We start from the raw sequence: 13919 nt of genomic DNA on the forward strand, positions 1-13919 counted from the left end.
CGAGTGCCCAAGTATGCCGGTCCGTGACCCCGCTCCGGGCCGGTGGGTGGCAACGCCGATGGGTTACCCCTTGGTCAGCCGGATCCGGTAACTCGGCTAGGCTCCGAGCTGTCACAGCGCGACCGGCACCGTCGGTCAGCCGGGGGCGGCACGGGACCTCGTGCGGTCTCGCGGGCGAGTGAGGCGACGAACAGAGATCGGGCAAGGAGGCTGTGTGAATCGGCACGGCGCACGGAGCGCGGAGCGCTCTCGGGCAACACGGCCGGCGAGGGTCGGCAAGGTCGCCGCGCTTGTCGGACTGGTCGTGATTCTGGCGACCGGTTGCTCCGGCGAAGAGGTACTGCGATTCGGCTGGCCGGAGGGTGTCACCCCGCAGGCCGATGAGATGCGGACGCTGTGGACCTGGTCGGTCATCGCGTCGCTCGTCGTGGGTGTCCTCGTCTGGGGCCTGATCTTCTGGTGTGTCCTCTTCTTCAGGAAGAAGAAGACCGACGGCCCCGAGCAGCTGCCGCGGCAGTTCCAGTACAACGTGCCGCTGGAACTCTTCTGCGTCGTGCTGCCGGTGATCATCGTGTGCGGGCTGTTCTTCTTCACCGCCACCACCGAGAGCAGCGTGCTCGACGAGGACGAGAACCCGGACATCACCGTCGACGTGGTCGCCTTCCAGTGGAACTGGGAGTTCCGCTACCCCGATGAGGCGAAGACCGCCGACGGGCAGACGATCAACACGGTCGGCACCTCCAGCGAGATTCCGCTGCTCGTCCTGCCGACGGACCGCACCATCCAGTACAACCTGCGCTCCACCGATGTCATCCACTCGTTCTGGGTGCCCGAGTTCAACTTCAAGCGCGACGTGTTCCCGTTCCCGGAGAAGAACAACCAGGACAACACGTTCCAGAACACGATCGACACCGAAGGCTCCTTCGTCGGCCGTTGCGCCGAGCTGTGCGGTGCCTACCACGCGGTGATGAACTTCGAGGTTCGCGCGCTCTCCCCGGACATGTACGACCGGTACATCGCATTGCGCACCCAGGTGAACCCGGCGACCGGGCGGCCGAACACCGCCTCTGAGGCGCTGTCCCAGCTGCAGTCCGAGGGCTGTGGCGAACTGTGCGCGCCCAACGCGGTGACCACCTCGCCGTTCAACACCGACCGCACGGCGCGGACGGCGTCGGACTGAGCGATGGCGAGTCCGCGGACCTACCAGCAGCAAGAGCAGTGAGGACAAGCCCGTGAAGGTCGAAGCCCGCATCTTCGCCATCGTGATGTTCTTTTCCTTTGCGGTGGCCGTCATCTACGCGGTGATGACCAAGTACATGACCGACGACGGCGTCGAACCGGTCGGCACCGTGTCCTTGGTCCTGGTCGGTGGTCTCGCGCTGCTGGCGGGCAGCTACCTGCAGTTCATCGCCCGCCGCATCGAGCCTCGCCCCGAGGACCGGGAAGAGGCCGAGGTCAGCGACGGCGCAGGTGAGCTCGGCTTCTTCAGCCCGGGCAGCTACTGGCCGATCGCGCTGGCCGCGGCCGCTGCGGTCTGTGGTGTCGCACTGGCGTTCTTCCAGATCTGGCTGCTCATCATGGGTGGGGTGCTGGTGATCGTCGCCATCGGCGGACTGGTCTTCGAGTACCACACCGGTCCCAGTCACGACTGAGTTCGTCCCACTCCACCTCGCCGTCTCGGCGCCATGGCGGCGCCCAGCACGGCCAGCATTCCGATCCCCTCGACGAGGGTGATCCGGTGGCCGTAGGCGAGGACGTCGACCACGACAGCCACCACGGGATACAGGTAGGACACCAGCGCAACGGTGCCGGTCGGCAGTTTGCCGATGCTCGCGTACATCAGGACGTACAGCACCGCAGTGTGCACGGTTCCCAGCAGCAGGAGCCAGAGCAGTCCGCCGGTGTCGGAGGGTAGAGGTGTGACGGCGAGCGCGGGTGCGAGCAGCACCGCACCCACCGAGCACTGGATCGCCGCCAGCAGGTGCGGACGGAGATGCGCGAGCTGTTTGGCGATCAGGGACGCGCCCGCATAGAGCACCGCGGCCGCCAGCGCGAGCGCGATGCCGGCGATTCCCACTGGTTTCCCGCTGCTGCCCTGCGCGCCGAGTGAGATCAGTGCCACTCCGGCGAACGCGATGAGCGCGCGCACCAGGTGACTGCCGGTGATCTTCTCGCGCAGCAGTACTGCGGCCAGCCCCACGAGCAGCAGGGGTTGGGTGTGATAGATCACCGTGCTGATCGAGATCGAGGACAGCGAGTAGGAGGCGAACAGCAGTACCCAGTTGCCCACCAGCAGGACGCCGCCCAGCACCGCCAGCGCCAGATCCCGCCGGGTCAGCCCCGCGCGCAGTGCCGCGGGTCGCAACCAGCCGCGCGCCGCGCACCACAGGGCGAGGAGCAGGCCGCCGACCAGGCAGCGGGCGAAGGCAACCGCGGTCGCCTCGGCGCCGCTCTCCAGAACGACCGCACCGATGGTCCCGGACAACGTCATCGCCGTCGTCCACTGCAGCAACGCCCGTGAGTCGCCCGCGTTCCGCGCGGATCGCCGTCGGGCAGGCAGATCAGCATTCGGGGCGCCCGGGCCCACCGTGTTCGTTGTCATCGCCCCAGCCTCCGGCGTTGTCGGCGAGACCACGAGTGGCAAGAATGACAGCGACCGCAAAACTCATGACATTCTGTCGGGATGGATGTGCAGCGTGTCGCCGTGGTGGTCGCCGATCAGGTCTCGCCGTTCGAACTCGGTGTGGCGTGTGAGGTTTTCGGCACCGATCGCAGTGCGGACGGAATGCGGGGCTGGGATTTCGCGGTGTGTTCCCCTGGCGGGTCAGCGGTCGAGACCTGGTCCGGATTCAGGGTGAACGGTCTCGCCACATTGGACTTCGCGGCCACCGCGGACCTGCTGATCGTGCCCACCTGTGCACCTCGGACGGCGCCACCACCGGAGCCGGTGCTCGACGTGCTTCGCGCCGCACCGGCGCGCGGGGCCTGGGTGGCCGGATTCTGCGCGGGGGTGTTCTCCCTCGGTTACGCGGGACTGCTCGACGATCGGCGCTGCACCGTGCACTGGGTGTACGAGCAGGAATTCACCACACGTTTCCCCGCGGCGCGGGTCGATCCCCACGCGCTCTACGTGGACGACCGTGGTGTGCTCACCAGCGCGGGAACCGTGGCCGGCGTGGACCTGTGCCTGCACCTCGTGCGGCGTCTGCGCGGGGTGGCTGCGGCGACGGCGCTGGCCCGCCGGATGGTCGCGGCGCCGCATCGGGTCGGCGGGCAGGCCCAGTTCGTCGAGGCGCCCGTGCCGGAGGCTTCGGCTCCGGACGACGCACTCGTCGGCGAGGTCCTCGAGTGGATCGAGCGCAGACTGGACCAGCCGGTGACGATCGCCGAGCTCGCCCGCCGCAGCGGTCTGGGGGAGCGCACCTTCCTCCGCCGGTTCTCGGCCGCTACCGGCACCACGCCGCGTCGGTGGCTGACCGAGCGGCGACTGGACCGGGCGCAGGCGCTGCTGGAGGCCGGTGACCTGCCCGTCGAGGACATCGCGGTGGCGTGTGGTTACGCGTCCGCAGCCGCGCTGCGACACCAGTTCGGCAAGCGCAGGGGTACGAGCCCGACCGCCTACCGGCGTGCGTTCAGTGCTGAGCCAGCTGCTGGGACCGCTCGGCCCAGCGCGTGAGCAGCTCGGCTGCGGCGCCGGAGTCGAGGGCCTGCGCGGCCCTGGCGACACCTGCCCGCAGGTCCTCGGTCAGTGAGCCGGAGAAGCCGGTGTGCGCGGCCAGCGCTCCCGCCGCGTTGATCAGGACGGCGTCGCGCACCGGACCGGTCTTGCCCGCGACGAGCTGACGGACGACGTCGGCGTTGGCCTCCGCGTCGCCACCGCGAAGCTCTTCCGCGGTCGTCCGTGGGATGTCCAGGTCGGCCGGGTCCACGCGGGTCTCGTGGACCTCGCCGCCCGCGACCACCCAGACCGAACTCGTGGTGGTCGTGGTGATCTCGTCGAGTCCGTCGTCGCCGCGCACGACCAGAGCGCTGGCCGCCCTGCGGGCGAAGACCTCGGCGAGCACCCTGGTCTTGTCCGGGTAGGCACAGCCGATCAGGCTGGCCGATGGCTGAGCCGGGTTGGTGAGCGGGCCGAGCAGGTTGAAGGTGGTGGGCACGCCCAGTTCGCGACGGGGTGCTCCCGCGTGCCGCAGTGCGGGGTGGAACACCGGGGCGAAGCAGAAGCCGATCCCCAGTTCCATCACGCAGCTGGCCACCGCGTCGGGCTGAAGCTCGATCGCGATGCCCAGTGCCTGCAGCACGTCGGCGGCTCCGGACTTCGAGGACGCCGCCCGGTTGCCGTGCTTGACCACGGGTGCGCCCGCGGCCGCGGTGACGAGTGCGGACATCGTGGAGATGTTCACCGAGCCGGACCTGTCACCGCCGGTGCCGACGATGTCGACCGCGTGCACGTCGACGTCGACCAGCTTGGCGTGCGCGAGCATCGCCTCGGCCATCCCGGCGATCTCGGCGGGCGTCTCACCCTTCGCCCGCAGGGCGACGGCGAAACCGGCGATCTGCGCGGGCGTGGCGGCCCCGGTCATCACCTGGTCCATCGCCCAGGCCGTGTCGCGCTCCGACAGATCCGACCGCGCGATGAGCTGGTTGAGCAGCTCCGGCCAGGAGTGACTGTCGTGCATCACGGTGTCCTCGCGTCTGTGGGGTCTTCGAGTTTGGCGCCGGTGCTCAGCCGTGCACGACCGCGACCGAACGTGCGCGCAGCACCTCGGCGACGGTCTCGGCGGCGGTCAGCGGGTCGAGCGGGTGCACCAGCACCGCGTCCGCCCGCGACCAGGTGGCCAGCCAACGGTCGTCCTTGCGCCGCGCGGTCACCACGATCGGCGGGCAGTCGTCGATCTCGTTCTTGAGCTGACGGGTAAGCCCGATGCCACCGGTGGGCTGGGCCTCGCCGTCGAGGATCGCGAGGTCGATCTCGCCGCCGTCCATCTCGGTCAGCACGTCCGCGATGCCCGCGGTCTCGACGTACTCGACGCGGCCGATGTCGGTCGCGGGCCTGCGGCCGATCGCGTTGATGATCGACTCGCGCACCTCGGGCCGGTGGCTGAAAACCAGGATCCGCATCGGCTGCTCGGTCATTGAGGCTTGCCTCCGGCGATTGTGGTGGTGGTCGTTGGCTTGCCGGTGATGCTATCCGCCCCGGCCGCTCAGTTGGGAGTAGGTGGCGCAAGTGCGTCCCAGCCGAGCGAATCACCCGCGAGCCGCTGGGCCAGCCCGGCCATCCGCGAGCTCTCCTGAGCGCAGCTGAGCGCGGTGAGCCGCTGGACACGCAGCGCGTGTACGCGGAGGAGTTCCGGGGGGTCGTCGGCACGGTCGGGCTCGTCGGCCGTGCCGGTTGCCGGGCGCAGCTCCCAGCCGTCCTGCGCGAGGATCCGGGCAGCCTCCTCGACCCGGTCGGCGGGCAACAGCAGGTGATGGCGGAGCACGGCAGGGATCTGCGTCACGTTGTCGCCCGCACGGGCCAGCGCGGCGGAGTCAGCCTCGGCGGGATCGAACGACCGCGCCACGACGGCGAGTCCGGGCGAGTCGAGTTCGAGGACCGGTTCCGGCCGGCGTCTTAGCAGGTGGAGGAGTCGATTTCGCAAACTCATCGGTAACCCTTCGCATGTCGGCCGGGCGGGCTGGTCGCGATGATGATCGAGACGGACCGGGCACGGGCGTGGACCCCGACCGGCGGGGTCACGTGTTGAGAGGACATAATGCGACTCGTGACGACGGCAGCTCCCACCATCAGCCAGCGTGTGCACTCGCTGAACCGGCCGAACATGGTCAGTGTCGGCACGATCGTGTGGCTCTCCAGCGAACTCATGTTCTTCGCTGGGCTGTTCGCGATGTTCTTCACCGTCAAGGCCCAGAACGACAGTGGCGTGTGGCCACCGATTCTGGAGTCGACGGGCGAACCGATCCACCTGAACGTGCCCTATGCGATCCCGTTCACGATCATCCTCGTGGCTTCGTCCTTCACCTGTCAGCTGGGTGTGTTCGCGGCCGAGAAGGGAGACGTCTACGGGCTCCGTCGCTGGTACCTGATCACCCTCTTGATGGGGACGATCTTCGTCGCCGGGCAGGCGTACGAGTACGTCAACCTCGTGCACGAGGGCGTGACCATCCCCTCCGGCGCGTACGGCACGGTGTTTTACCTGGCGACAGGTTTCCACGGCCTGCACGTCATTGGCGGGCTGATGGCCTTCGTCTACCTGCTCATGCGCACCAGGATGAGCAAGTTCACGCCGGCGCAGGCGACCTCCGCGATCGTGGTCTCCTACTACTGGCACTTCGTCGACATCGTCTGGATCGGGCTGTTCGCAGTGATCTACTTCCTCCCATGATCACCGGAATCGGCACAGCCAGCTCCTATCGGCCGAACTGACAGCAAGGGTTGCCGCAGAGATGACCACCAGCAAGAACACCGACGCCGCCACCACGCGGCGGAGCGGTCGCCGTTCCAAGTTCCGGCGGCGGATGGCCGGCGCGCTCGCGCTCGGCCTCGCGCTGCTCAGCGCGGGCGGGCTCTACGCCGTTTTCGCGCCGGAGCCGCAGACCGCACAGGCCCAGGTAGACCCGGCGCTGCTGCGCAAGGGCGAGGAGATCTACAACAACACCTGTATCTCCTGCCACGGCTCCAATCTGGAAGGCGTGCAGGACCGCGGTCCCAGCCTGATCGGCATCGGTGACGCCGCGGTCTACTTCCAGACCTCGACCGGCCGGATGCCCCTCGCGCGGCAGGAAGCCCAGGCGCAGCGCAAGCCGCCGAAGCTGACCCCGGAGGAGATCGACGCGCTCGGCGCGTTCATCCAGGCCAACGGTGGCGGACCGGTGCGTCCGGACGAGACCGGCGCCGCGCTGCGCGGAGACAATCCCGCACGGGGCGGGGAGCTGTTCCGGCTCAACTGCGCGTCCTGTCACAACTTCACCGGGCAGGGGGGCGCGCTCTCCTCGGGCAAGTTCGCGCCGGAGCTGGGCCCTGCCACGGAGGAACAGATTTACACCGCGATGCTCACGGGGCCGCAGAACATGCCGAAGTTCTCCGATCGGCAGCTCAGCCCCGAGGAGAAGCGGGACATCGTCGCCTACGTCAAGTCGGTGTCCGACGGCAACAACAACCCGGGTGGTAACTCCCTGGGTGGATTCGGGCCGGCCTCCGAAGGCGTCATCGCGTGGGTCGTGGGGATCGGTGCGCTGATCGGTGCGACCCTGTGGATCGGATCGAGGGCATAAATGAGTAGCGGTAACGAGCCAGGCGCACCGCAGCCGCCCACCGAGGCGGAACTGGCGGAGATGGACCGCGACCAGCTGGTGAAGCTGGGGACCAGCCTCGACGGGGTCGAGATCGTCGACTACCCGAAGCCGTGGCCGGTCGAGGGCACCAGGGCGGAGAAGCGAGCCGAGCGGCTCGTCGCGATGTGGTTCGCCCTGTCGGCGGTGGCCGGGCTGGCCTTCGTCGTCGCACTGATCTGGTGGCCGTGGCAGTACGAGCCGCCGGAGCAGTCGTCGGCCCACTTCTGGTACAGCCTGTACACGCCGATGCTCGGCCTGACGCTGGGCACGGCGATCACGGCACTGGCCGTCGGTGTGCTGCTGTACACGAAGAAGTTCATCCCGCACGAGACCGCGGTACAGGAGCGCTCCGATGCGGGCGGCGCCGGTTCGCCCGAGGTCGACAAGAAGACCATCGTCGCTCAATTGGCCCACTCCGGCAACGACAGCACCATCGCCAGGCGGTCGATGATCAAGCGCACCGCCGGTCTCGGCGCAGGCGTGCTCGGCCTCGGCGCCGTGGCGCTGCCACTGGCCGGATTCGTCCGGGACCCGTGGAAGAACTCGGAGAACAAGGACTCCCTCTGGCACACCGGCTGGCAGCCGATCGACGGCGAGACCGTCTACCTGCGCAGGCACACCGGTGACCCCGAGGAGATCGTGCTGGTCCGGCCGGAGGATCTGGACGCGGGCGCCATGGAGACGGTCTTCCCCTTCCGCGAGTCCGAGCGGGGCGATCACCACGCGCTGTCGGTGGCCTTGAAGCGGTCGGACAACCCCGTGATGCTCTTCCGGTTGCGGCCCGCGGACGCCGACAAGGTGGTCAAGCGCAAGGGCCAGGAGGACTTCAACTATGGCGACTACTACGCCTACACCAAGATCTGCAGTCACGTCGGATGTCCGGTGTCGCTGTACGAACAGCGGACCAATCTGATCCTCTGCCCGTGTCACCAGTCGCAGTTCGACCTGCTGCAGTACGCCAAGCCGGTTTTCGGGCCCGCGGCCCGCGCGCTCGCCCAGTTGCCGATCACGGTGAACGACGAGGGCTACCTCGTCGCGCGCAGTGACTTCGTCGAGCCGGTCGGTCCTGGGTTCTGGGAGTTGAAAGCATGAGTTCACTGACTACTCCCACGAAGGGGACCGGCTTCGCGGAGAAAGCCGCGGCCGAGGCCGCGACGAACGCGGACCAGCGGTACCGCCTCGCCAAGGGCATGCGGCACCAGATGAACAAGGTGTTCCCGAACCACTGGTCGTTCCTGCTCGGTGAGATCGCGCTCTACAGCTTCATCATCGTGATCCTGTCGGGCGTGTACCTGACGTTGTTCTTCGACCCCTCGATGGAGGAGGTCATCTACAACGGCCCGTACCCGAACCTGCAGGGCATCGAGATGTCGCGGGCGCTGGAAAGCACCCTGGAGATCTCCTTCGAGGTCCGCGGCGGACTGTTCATCCGGCAGCTGCACCACTGGGGCGCGCTGATCTTCGTGGCCGCGATGATGGTGCACATGTTCCGGATCTTCTTCACCGGAGCATTCCGCCGCCCGCGTGAGGCGAACTGGGTAATCGGTGCGCTGCTGCTGATCCTGGGTATGTTCGAGGGCTTCTTCGGCTACTCGCTGCCGGACGACCTGCTCTCCGGTACCGGCATCCGCGCGACGCTGTCGGGCATCGTGCTCTCGGTGCCGGTGATGGGCACCTGGGTCCACTGGGCGCTGTTCGGCGGTGAGTTCCCTGGCACGGAAATCATCCCCCGGCTCTACACGCTGCATATCCTGCTGATCCCGGGCATCATGATCGCGTTGCTCGCGGTCCACCTCGGGTTGGTGTGGTACCAGAAGCACACCCAGTTCCCCGGCGTGCGCCGCAAGGAGACCAACGTCGTCGGCGTGCGCATCATGCCGGTCTTCGCGCTCAAGGGCGGTGCGTTCTTCGCGCTGGTCACCGGGTTCACCGCGCTCATGTCGGGCATCTTCCAGATCAACGCCGTCTGGAACATCGGGCCGTACAACCCGTCACAGGTGTCCGCGGGATCCCAGCCGGACTGGTACATGGCCTGGGCGGACGGCATGCTCCGGATCTGGCCTGCCTGGGAGTTGTACCTGGGCAACTACACGATTCCGCCGGTGTTCTTCATCGGCGCGCTGGGCATGCCGATCCTGCTGGGACTGTTACTGGCGTATCCGTGGATCGAACGCAAGCTGTCCAAGGACACCGCGCATCACAACCTGCTGCAACGGCCGAGGGACTCGCCGGTCCGGACCAGCATCGGTGTGATGGCGATCAGCTTCTTCATGATCATCGAGATGTCCGGCTTCAACGACATCATCGCGTTCGCCTTCGACATCTCGCTGAACGCGACGACATGGGCTGGTCGTATCGGTGTCCTGCTCGTGCCGCCGCTGGCGTACTTCATCACCTACCGGATCTGCATCGGTCTGCAACGCGCGGATCACGAGGTTCTGGAACACGGGGTGGAGACCGGCATCATCAAGCGCCTGCCGCACGGTGAGTTCATCGAGATCCACCAGCCGCTCGGGCCGGTGGACGAGCACGGTCACCCGCTGCCACTGGAGTACCAGGGCGCACCGGTGCCGAAGAAGATGAACAAGCTCGGTTCGGCTGGCAAGCCGGTTGCCGGTGGTCTGTGGTCCCCGGACCCGATCGAGGAGAGCAGGGCGCTGGAGGCCGCACAGGGCAACGGCCACGGCAATGGCAACACCGCCGTGGAAAGCCCCGGCGGGGACGAGCCGGACCAGGTCACGACGGGACGCAACAACCCCGAGGTCTGACCCGGACGGACGACACCAACGACGAGGGGCCGCACTCAGTTCACACTGAGTGCGGCCCCTCCTCGCACTTTCCCGGAAAAGTGCGATTGGGTAAGCCCGTGACCTGGAGCCGGAAGCTTCAGGCCGCGCACTTTCCCAGGAAAGTGCGCGGTATGGGGTCAGTCGCCGTCAGCGCCGATGTCGAAGGCCGTTTCGGTGTCGGCGCGGGAGTACGAGCGGAACGCGATGTGGGTGTCGGTGTCCACCACGCCCTGCACCTTGCCGATCTTTGCCGGAATCAGGTCGGCGAGATCCTCGTGTGCGGTGACCCGGACGATGGCCACAAGGTCGACGTCACCCGCGCAGGAGTACACCTCGGACACTCCGCCGATGTCCGCGATCGCCTGCGCGGTCTCGGGGATTCGGTCCGCCTCGGCGTGGATCATCACGATCGCGGTGATCAACGGTGTTCCTCCTAGCACTGCATGGACTGCTCGACGAGCCTGATCGTATCCCGCAGCGGAGGACGGTGTGCCCGCAAGTACCACCGAGTAAGATCGACAACGGCGGTGACTACACCCCGACAGGACGTTCCAGACCGGTCGCCGCCGACACGCGCTCGAGCCAGCTCTGCCAGCCCGCGGCACCCCGCGCCGGCTCGGCCCAGGGGTGCGTGGTGCGGACCAGCCGGACACCAGGACGGGTGAGCCAGCGCAGCAGCAGGCCGACCTCCTCGGCGCCCGCACCGTACAACGGGCCCACTCCCGGGAGCACTGTCTCGGCCGAGGCGACCAGAGCCTCCACCACGGGCATCGGCGGAACGCCCCTGCGCGCCACTCCGGCAGAGGCGAGCCTGCCGTGCCGGATCACCGCGAACTCCCAGCCGCCGTTGCCGTCCGGTGCGGCCGCCACCAGTTCGGTTATCCGGGCGAGCGCGGAGAGGCGGTGTGCCCTGCCCACGGACCGGACCAACGCGGCCAGCTCGTCCCGCCGCCGAGCGGCCTGCTCGAAGTGCTCGCCCGCTGCCAGGTCGTCGAGATGCGTCAGCGCTGAGCGCAGCGGAGCACTACCGTGCCCGGCGAAAAGATCATCGACCGACACGACCGCGGGCCGGTAGGCCGCCACACTCTGCCGCCCGGCACACGGGGCGCCACACCGGCCGAGGTCGGCGAGCGCGCAGGGCGCGGCCGAACCGCCCTGTGCGGGGATGCGATCCGTGCACGTGCGTAGCCCGGCCGCGCCCGCCAGCGTGTCCGCCGCGGCCTTGGCGGCCGCCTGCGTGCGAAACGGCCCCAGCGTCCCGTCCCTCGGCGTGCGCACGACGGACAGCCGGGGGAACGCCTCCTCGGTCAACGCGATCCACCATGCGTTACGGGGGTTCTTCGAACGCCGGTTGTACGCGGGCCGATGCGCCGCGAGCAGTCGCAGTTCCCGGATCTGCGCCTCCAGCGCGTGGGCGCACTCGATCCCGTCGACGCGGACCGCCAGTGCGACCATCTCCCTGATCCGGCCCCGGCTCTCCGAGCCGGTGAAGTACTGCCGGACTCTGCGCCGCAGGTTCGCCGCGGTACCGACGTAGAGCACCTCCTCGCCCGGACCGCGAAAGAGGTACACCCCGGGGGCGCCGGGCAGGTGTGCGGCGAGGCCGCGCTTGCGGCGCTGCGCGGGGGTGACCTCCGGCAGGTAGTCGAGTAGTTCCTCCAGCGAGTGCACCCCCACCGCGCCGACCCGCTCCAGCAGGGCGTGCAGCACGTGGACGGTGGCCCGTGCGTCCTCGAGGGCGCGGTGGTTGGGCGTGGTGGCCGAACCGAACAGGGCCGCGAGCGCGGACAGCCGGTAGCTGGGCGTGTCCTGGCGGGAGATCACCCTGCGCGCCAGCCGTACGGTGCAGACGACGGCCGGTCGCGGCCACGGGTAGCCGTGGACCTGGCAGGCGGCACGCATGAAGCCGGTGTCGAACCCGGCGTTGTGTGCGACGAGCACCGCGCCCGAGGCGAACTCCAGGAACGCCGGCAGCACCCGGTCCATCGTCGGAGCGTCGTAGACCATGGCCTGGGTGATGCCGGTCAGCTCGACGATCTGCGGCGGTATCGGTCTTCCGGGATCGACGAGCGTCGCGAACTCGCCGAGCACTTCTCCACCACGGACCTTGATCGCGCCGATCTCGGTCACGCCGTCCGAGCCGGGGCTGGTCCCCGTGGTTTCCAGGTCGAATACGACGAAGGTGGTGTCCCGCAAGGGAGTCCCCAACTCGTCGAACGTCAGCTGCCCCTGATCGAGCCGGCGTCCGTCATCCATGATCGCGAACCCTATGGACGGCCACCGACAATTCAGGGTGGGCGCGTCCGCACAGTGCGCGGCATTGGTGACGTGGGGACTACCCTGAATGGATGCTGCCGTCGGTGAACCCCGAACGGCCCGGGGACATCACCTTCGGGCCGCCACCGGCAGCTGCGCCGATTCCAGCCGCTGACCAGCCGGAACAGTCCGAAAAGTCCGGTCAGTCCGGCGAGCCGGGTGAGCGCGGACAGGGCAGCGCGGACTCGTCCGCGGACTGGCTGGCGCTGCCGGACGCGGTCCGGGACCGGATAGCCGAACTCGCCGCGTCGGCGCTGGGCAAACTTCCCCCGGCCGACGTGCCCCGCCAGCTTCGGCCGGTGGCGCGGTTCGCGCCGGCGAAACGCGCGAAGCTGGGCGCGGTGCCGCTGTTGACCTCGCTCGGGGACACCCCGCGGTTTCGCACCGCGGTCCTGGAGTGGCTGCGCGAGCACCGCCAGGACGCGCTCGACCCCAACGCGGAGGACACCGTGGCGGCCGCGGCCGCGGCCGTGCTGCTCGGCGAGTCCAGTGCCGCGTCCCGGGTGCGCCTCGTGGCGAAGAACGCCGAGGAGACCACGCTGCGTGCCGAGCGCGACGCGGCGATGGCCCGGGCACAGCGGCTGGAGGCCGAGGTCGCGCGGCTGCGGGACGAACTGGACCGGGCGCACGCAGAGACCGAGCAGGCCCGCGGTGAGCGTGAGGCCGAGATCGACCGGCTGCGGGGCCGATTGCGGGAACAGGGTGTCGTCCTGCGTAAGGCCAAGGACGCCGCCGAGGCGGCTCGCGGCGAGGCGGAGCAGGCAGGACAGCAGCGGTCAGCCGAGATAGGGGACCTGACCGCACAACTGGAGCGGGAACGCCAGCGGGCCGCCACGGAACGAGCCAGGGCCGAGCGAGCCGTCGCCGATGCCGAAGTCGCCAGACAGTCCGCGCGAGAGGCACGGGAGGCCGACGAGGTGCGGCTCGCGCTGCTGGTGGACACGATCGAAGGCGCGGTCGGTGGCCTGCGCAGGGAGCTCTCGCTCGGTAGCAGAGGGCTTCGCCCTGCCGACACCGTCCGTGGCGCGAGTGCGGGCCCTGGGTCGGTCGGCCGTGTGCAGGATCCGGTCACCCTCGACCGGCTGTTCGCGCTGCCGAGTGTCCACCTGATCGTCGACGGTTACAACGTCACGAAGACGGGCTACGCGGAGCTGGCGCTGGCCGACCAGCGCGAGCGGCTGATCCACCAGCTTGCGGCGCTGACGGCCCGCACCGGCGCCGAGGTGACCGTGGTGTTCGACGGTGCCGGTGTGGTCTCGGTGCCCGCGACCGCGCCCCGTGGCGTGCGGGTGCTGTTCTCCGACCCCGGAGTACTCGCCGACGACGTCATCAGGTCGCTCGTCGCCGCGGAGCCGGCTGGTCGTCCGGTCGTCGTGGCGACGTCGGACCGCGCGGTCGTGGACTCGGTCCGTGGAGACGGCGCCTATCCAGTCGCGTCGGCCGTGCTGCTCGCCCGGCTCGGCCGCGTGTAGATATCTT

General features: G+C 68.8%; 14 protein-coding genes. 8 read left to right on the forward strand and 6 right to left on the reverse strand.

All coding sequences use genetic code 11. The features are described from left to right. Positions 1-214: 214 nt before the first annotated feature. Positions 215-1180 carry an aa3-type cytochrome oxidase subunit II gene (gene ctaC / locus BM199_RS16235; protein ID WP_091674075.1) on the forward strand — a complete coding sequence of 322 codons (966 nt, stop codon included), beginning with the start codon at positions 215-217 and terminating at the stop codon, positions 1178-1180. A gap of 52 nt (positions 1181-1232) precedes the next feature. Then, positions 1233-1652: a cytochrome c oxidase subunit 4 gene (locus BM199_RS16240; protein ID WP_091674076.1), complete on the forward strand. Its 420-nt coding sequence runs from the start codon at positions 1233-1235 to the stop codon at positions 1650-1652. Here the strand turns inward: BM199_RS16240 and BM199_RS16245 are convergent. Beyond that, positions 1643-2491 carry a DMT family transporter gene (locus tag BM199_RS16245; protein WP_091674077.1) on the reverse strand — a complete coding sequence of 283 codons (849 nt, stop codon included), beginning with the start codon at positions 2489-2491 and terminating at the stop codon, positions 1643-1645. The two genes, BM199_RS16240 and BM199_RS16245, sit on opposite strands and share 10 nt — an antisense overlap. A gap of 192 nt (positions 2492-2683) precedes the next feature. Here BM199_RS16245 and BM199_RS16250 point away from each other — a divergent pair, with 192 nt between their 5' ends. Further along, a complete protein-coding gene (locus tag BM199_RS16250; RefSeq protein WP_091674078.1) occupies positions 2684-3676 on the forward strand; it encodes a GlxA family transcriptional regulator in 993 nt (330 codons plus the stop codon). Here the strand turns inward: BM199_RS16250 and trpD are convergent. The 3 genes from trpD to BM199_RS16265 form a co-directional block, all read right to left on the reverse strand. Next, positions 3633-4679 (reverse strand): anthranilate phosphoribosyltransferase, encoded by a 1047-nt coding sequence (trpD, locus tag BM199_RS16255; RefSeq protein ID WP_091674079.1) that lies wholly within the window; start codon positions 4677-4679, stop codon positions 3633-3635. The two genes, BM199_RS16250 and trpD, sit on opposite strands and share 44 nt — an antisense overlap. Positions 4680-4725: 46 nt before the next feature. Beyond that, positions 4726-5136 carry a response regulator transcription factor gene (locus tag BM199_RS16260; RefSeq protein WP_091674080.1) on the reverse strand — a complete coding sequence of 137 codons (411 nt, stop codon included), beginning with the start codon at positions 5134-5136 and terminating at the stop codon, positions 4726-4728. Between the two features lie 68 nt (positions 5137-5204). Next, a complete protein-coding gene (locus tag BM199_RS16265) occupies positions 5205-5648 on the reverse strand; it encodes a hypothetical protein (RefSeq protein ID WP_091674081.1) in 444 nt (147 codons plus the stop codon). Positions 5649-5756: 108 nt separating this feature from the next. On the opposite strand from BM199_RS16265, the gene ctaE reads away from it, so the two are divergent. From ctaE to qcrB, 4 genes are all read left to right on the forward strand, one after another. After that, complete coding sequence (ctaE, locus tag BM199_RS16270) at positions 5757-6386, forward strand: aa3-type cytochrome oxidase subunit III (protein WP_091674082.1); 630 nt, start codon at positions 5757-5759, stop codon at positions 6384-6386. A 61-nt stretch (positions 6387-6447) separates the two neighbouring features. After that, positions 6448-7275, forward strand: a complete 828-nt coding sequence (qcrC, locus tag BM199_RS16275; RefSeq protein ID WP_091674083.1) for a cytochrome bc1 complex diheme cytochrome c subunit — start codon at positions 6448-6450, stop codon at positions 7273-7275. Next, positions 7276-8427 carry a cytochrome bc1 complex Rieske iron-sulfur subunit gene (gene qcrA / locus BM199_RS16280; protein ID WP_091674084.1) on the forward strand — a complete coding sequence of 384 codons (1152 nt, stop codon included), beginning with the start codon at positions 7276-7278 and terminating at the stop codon, positions 8425-8427. Next, complete coding sequence (qcrB, locus tag BM199_RS16285; protein ID WP_091674085.1) at positions 8424-10103, forward strand: cytochrome bc1 complex cytochrome b subunit; 1680 nt, start codon at positions 8424-8426, stop codon at positions 10101-10103. Before qcrA ends, qcrB begins: the two co-directional genes overlap by 4 nt. Before the next feature lie 158 nt (positions 10104-10261). Here qcrB and BM199_RS16290 read toward each other — a convergent pair whose 3' ends face one another. Both BM199_RS16290 and BM199_RS16295 read right to left on the reverse strand, forming a co-directional pair. Further along, positions 10262-10546 carry an Lrp/AsnC family transcriptional regulator gene (locus BM199_RS16290; RefSeq protein ID WP_091674086.1) on the reverse strand — a complete coding sequence of 95 codons (285 nt, stop codon included), beginning with the start codon at positions 10544-10546 and terminating at the stop codon, positions 10262-10264. Between the two features lie 109 nt (positions 10547-10655). After that, on the reverse strand, positions 10656-12380 hold the full coding sequence (locus tag BM199_RS16295) for a DEDD exonuclease domain-containing protein (RefSeq protein ID WP_091674087.1): 1725 nt from the start codon (positions 12378-12380) through the stop codon (positions 10656-10658). A gap of 92 nt (positions 12381-12472) precedes the next feature. Between BM199_RS16295 and BM199_RS16300 the strand changes: the two genes are divergently transcribed. Continuing rightward, on the forward strand, positions 12473-13912 hold the full coding sequence (locus BM199_RS16300; protein ID WP_091674088.1) for an NYN domain-containing protein: 1440 nt from the start codon (positions 12473-12475) through the stop codon (positions 13910-13912). Positions 13913-13919: the final 7 nt, after the last annotated feature.

The sequence above is a fragment of the Amycolatopsis marina genome (assembly GCF_900111885.1).
GTDB lineage: Bacteria > Actinomycetota > Actinomycetes > Mycobacteriales > Pseudonocardiaceae > Amycolatopsis > Amycolatopsis marina.

Excerpts from the sequence above, each read along its gene's own strand:
- BM199_RS16245 (WP_091674077.1), bottom strand. The coding sequence starts at position 2,491 with ATGACGTTGTCCGGGACCATCGGTGCGGTCGTTCTGGAGAGCGGCGCC.
- BM199_RS16250 (WP_091674078.1), top strand. The coding sequence starts at position 2,684 with ATGGATGTGCAGCGTGTCGCCGTGGTGGTCGCCGATCAGGTCTCGCCG.
- trpD (WP_091674079.1), bottom strand. The coding sequence starts at position 4,679 with ATGCACGACAGTCACTCCTGGCCGGAGCTGCTCAACCAGCTCATCGCG.
- BM199_RS16260 (WP_091674080.1), bottom strand. The coding sequence starts at position 5,136 with ATGACCGAGCAGCCGATGCGGATCCTGGTTTTCAGCCACCGGCCCGAG.
- BM199_RS16265 (WP_091674081.1), bottom strand. The coding sequence starts at position 5,648 with ATGAGTTTGCGAAATCGACTCCTCCACCTGCTAAGACGCCGGCCGGAA.
- ctaE (WP_091674082.1), top strand. The coding sequence starts at position 5,757 with ATGCGACTCGTGACGACGGCAGCTCCCACCATCAGCCAGCGTGTGCAC.
- qcrC (WP_091674083.1), top strand. The coding sequence starts at position 6,448 with ATGACCACCAGCAAGAACACCGACGCCGCCACCACGCGGCGGAGCGGT.
- qcrA (WP_091674084.1), top strand. The coding sequence starts at position 7,276 with ATGAGTAGCGGTAACGAGCCAGGCGCACCGCAGCCGCCCACCGAGGCG.
- qcrB (WP_091674085.1), top strand. The coding sequence starts at position 8,424 with ATGAGTTCACTGACTACTCCCACGAAGGGGACCGGCTTCGCGGAGAAA.
- BM199_RS16295 (WP_091674087.1), bottom strand. The coding sequence starts at position 12,380 with ATGGATGACGGACGCCGGCTCGATCAGGGGCAGCTGACGTTCGACGAG.
- BM199_RS16300 (WP_091674088.1), top strand. The coding sequence starts at position 12,473 with ATGCTGCCGTCGGTGAACCCCGAACGGCCCGGGGACATCACCTTCGGG.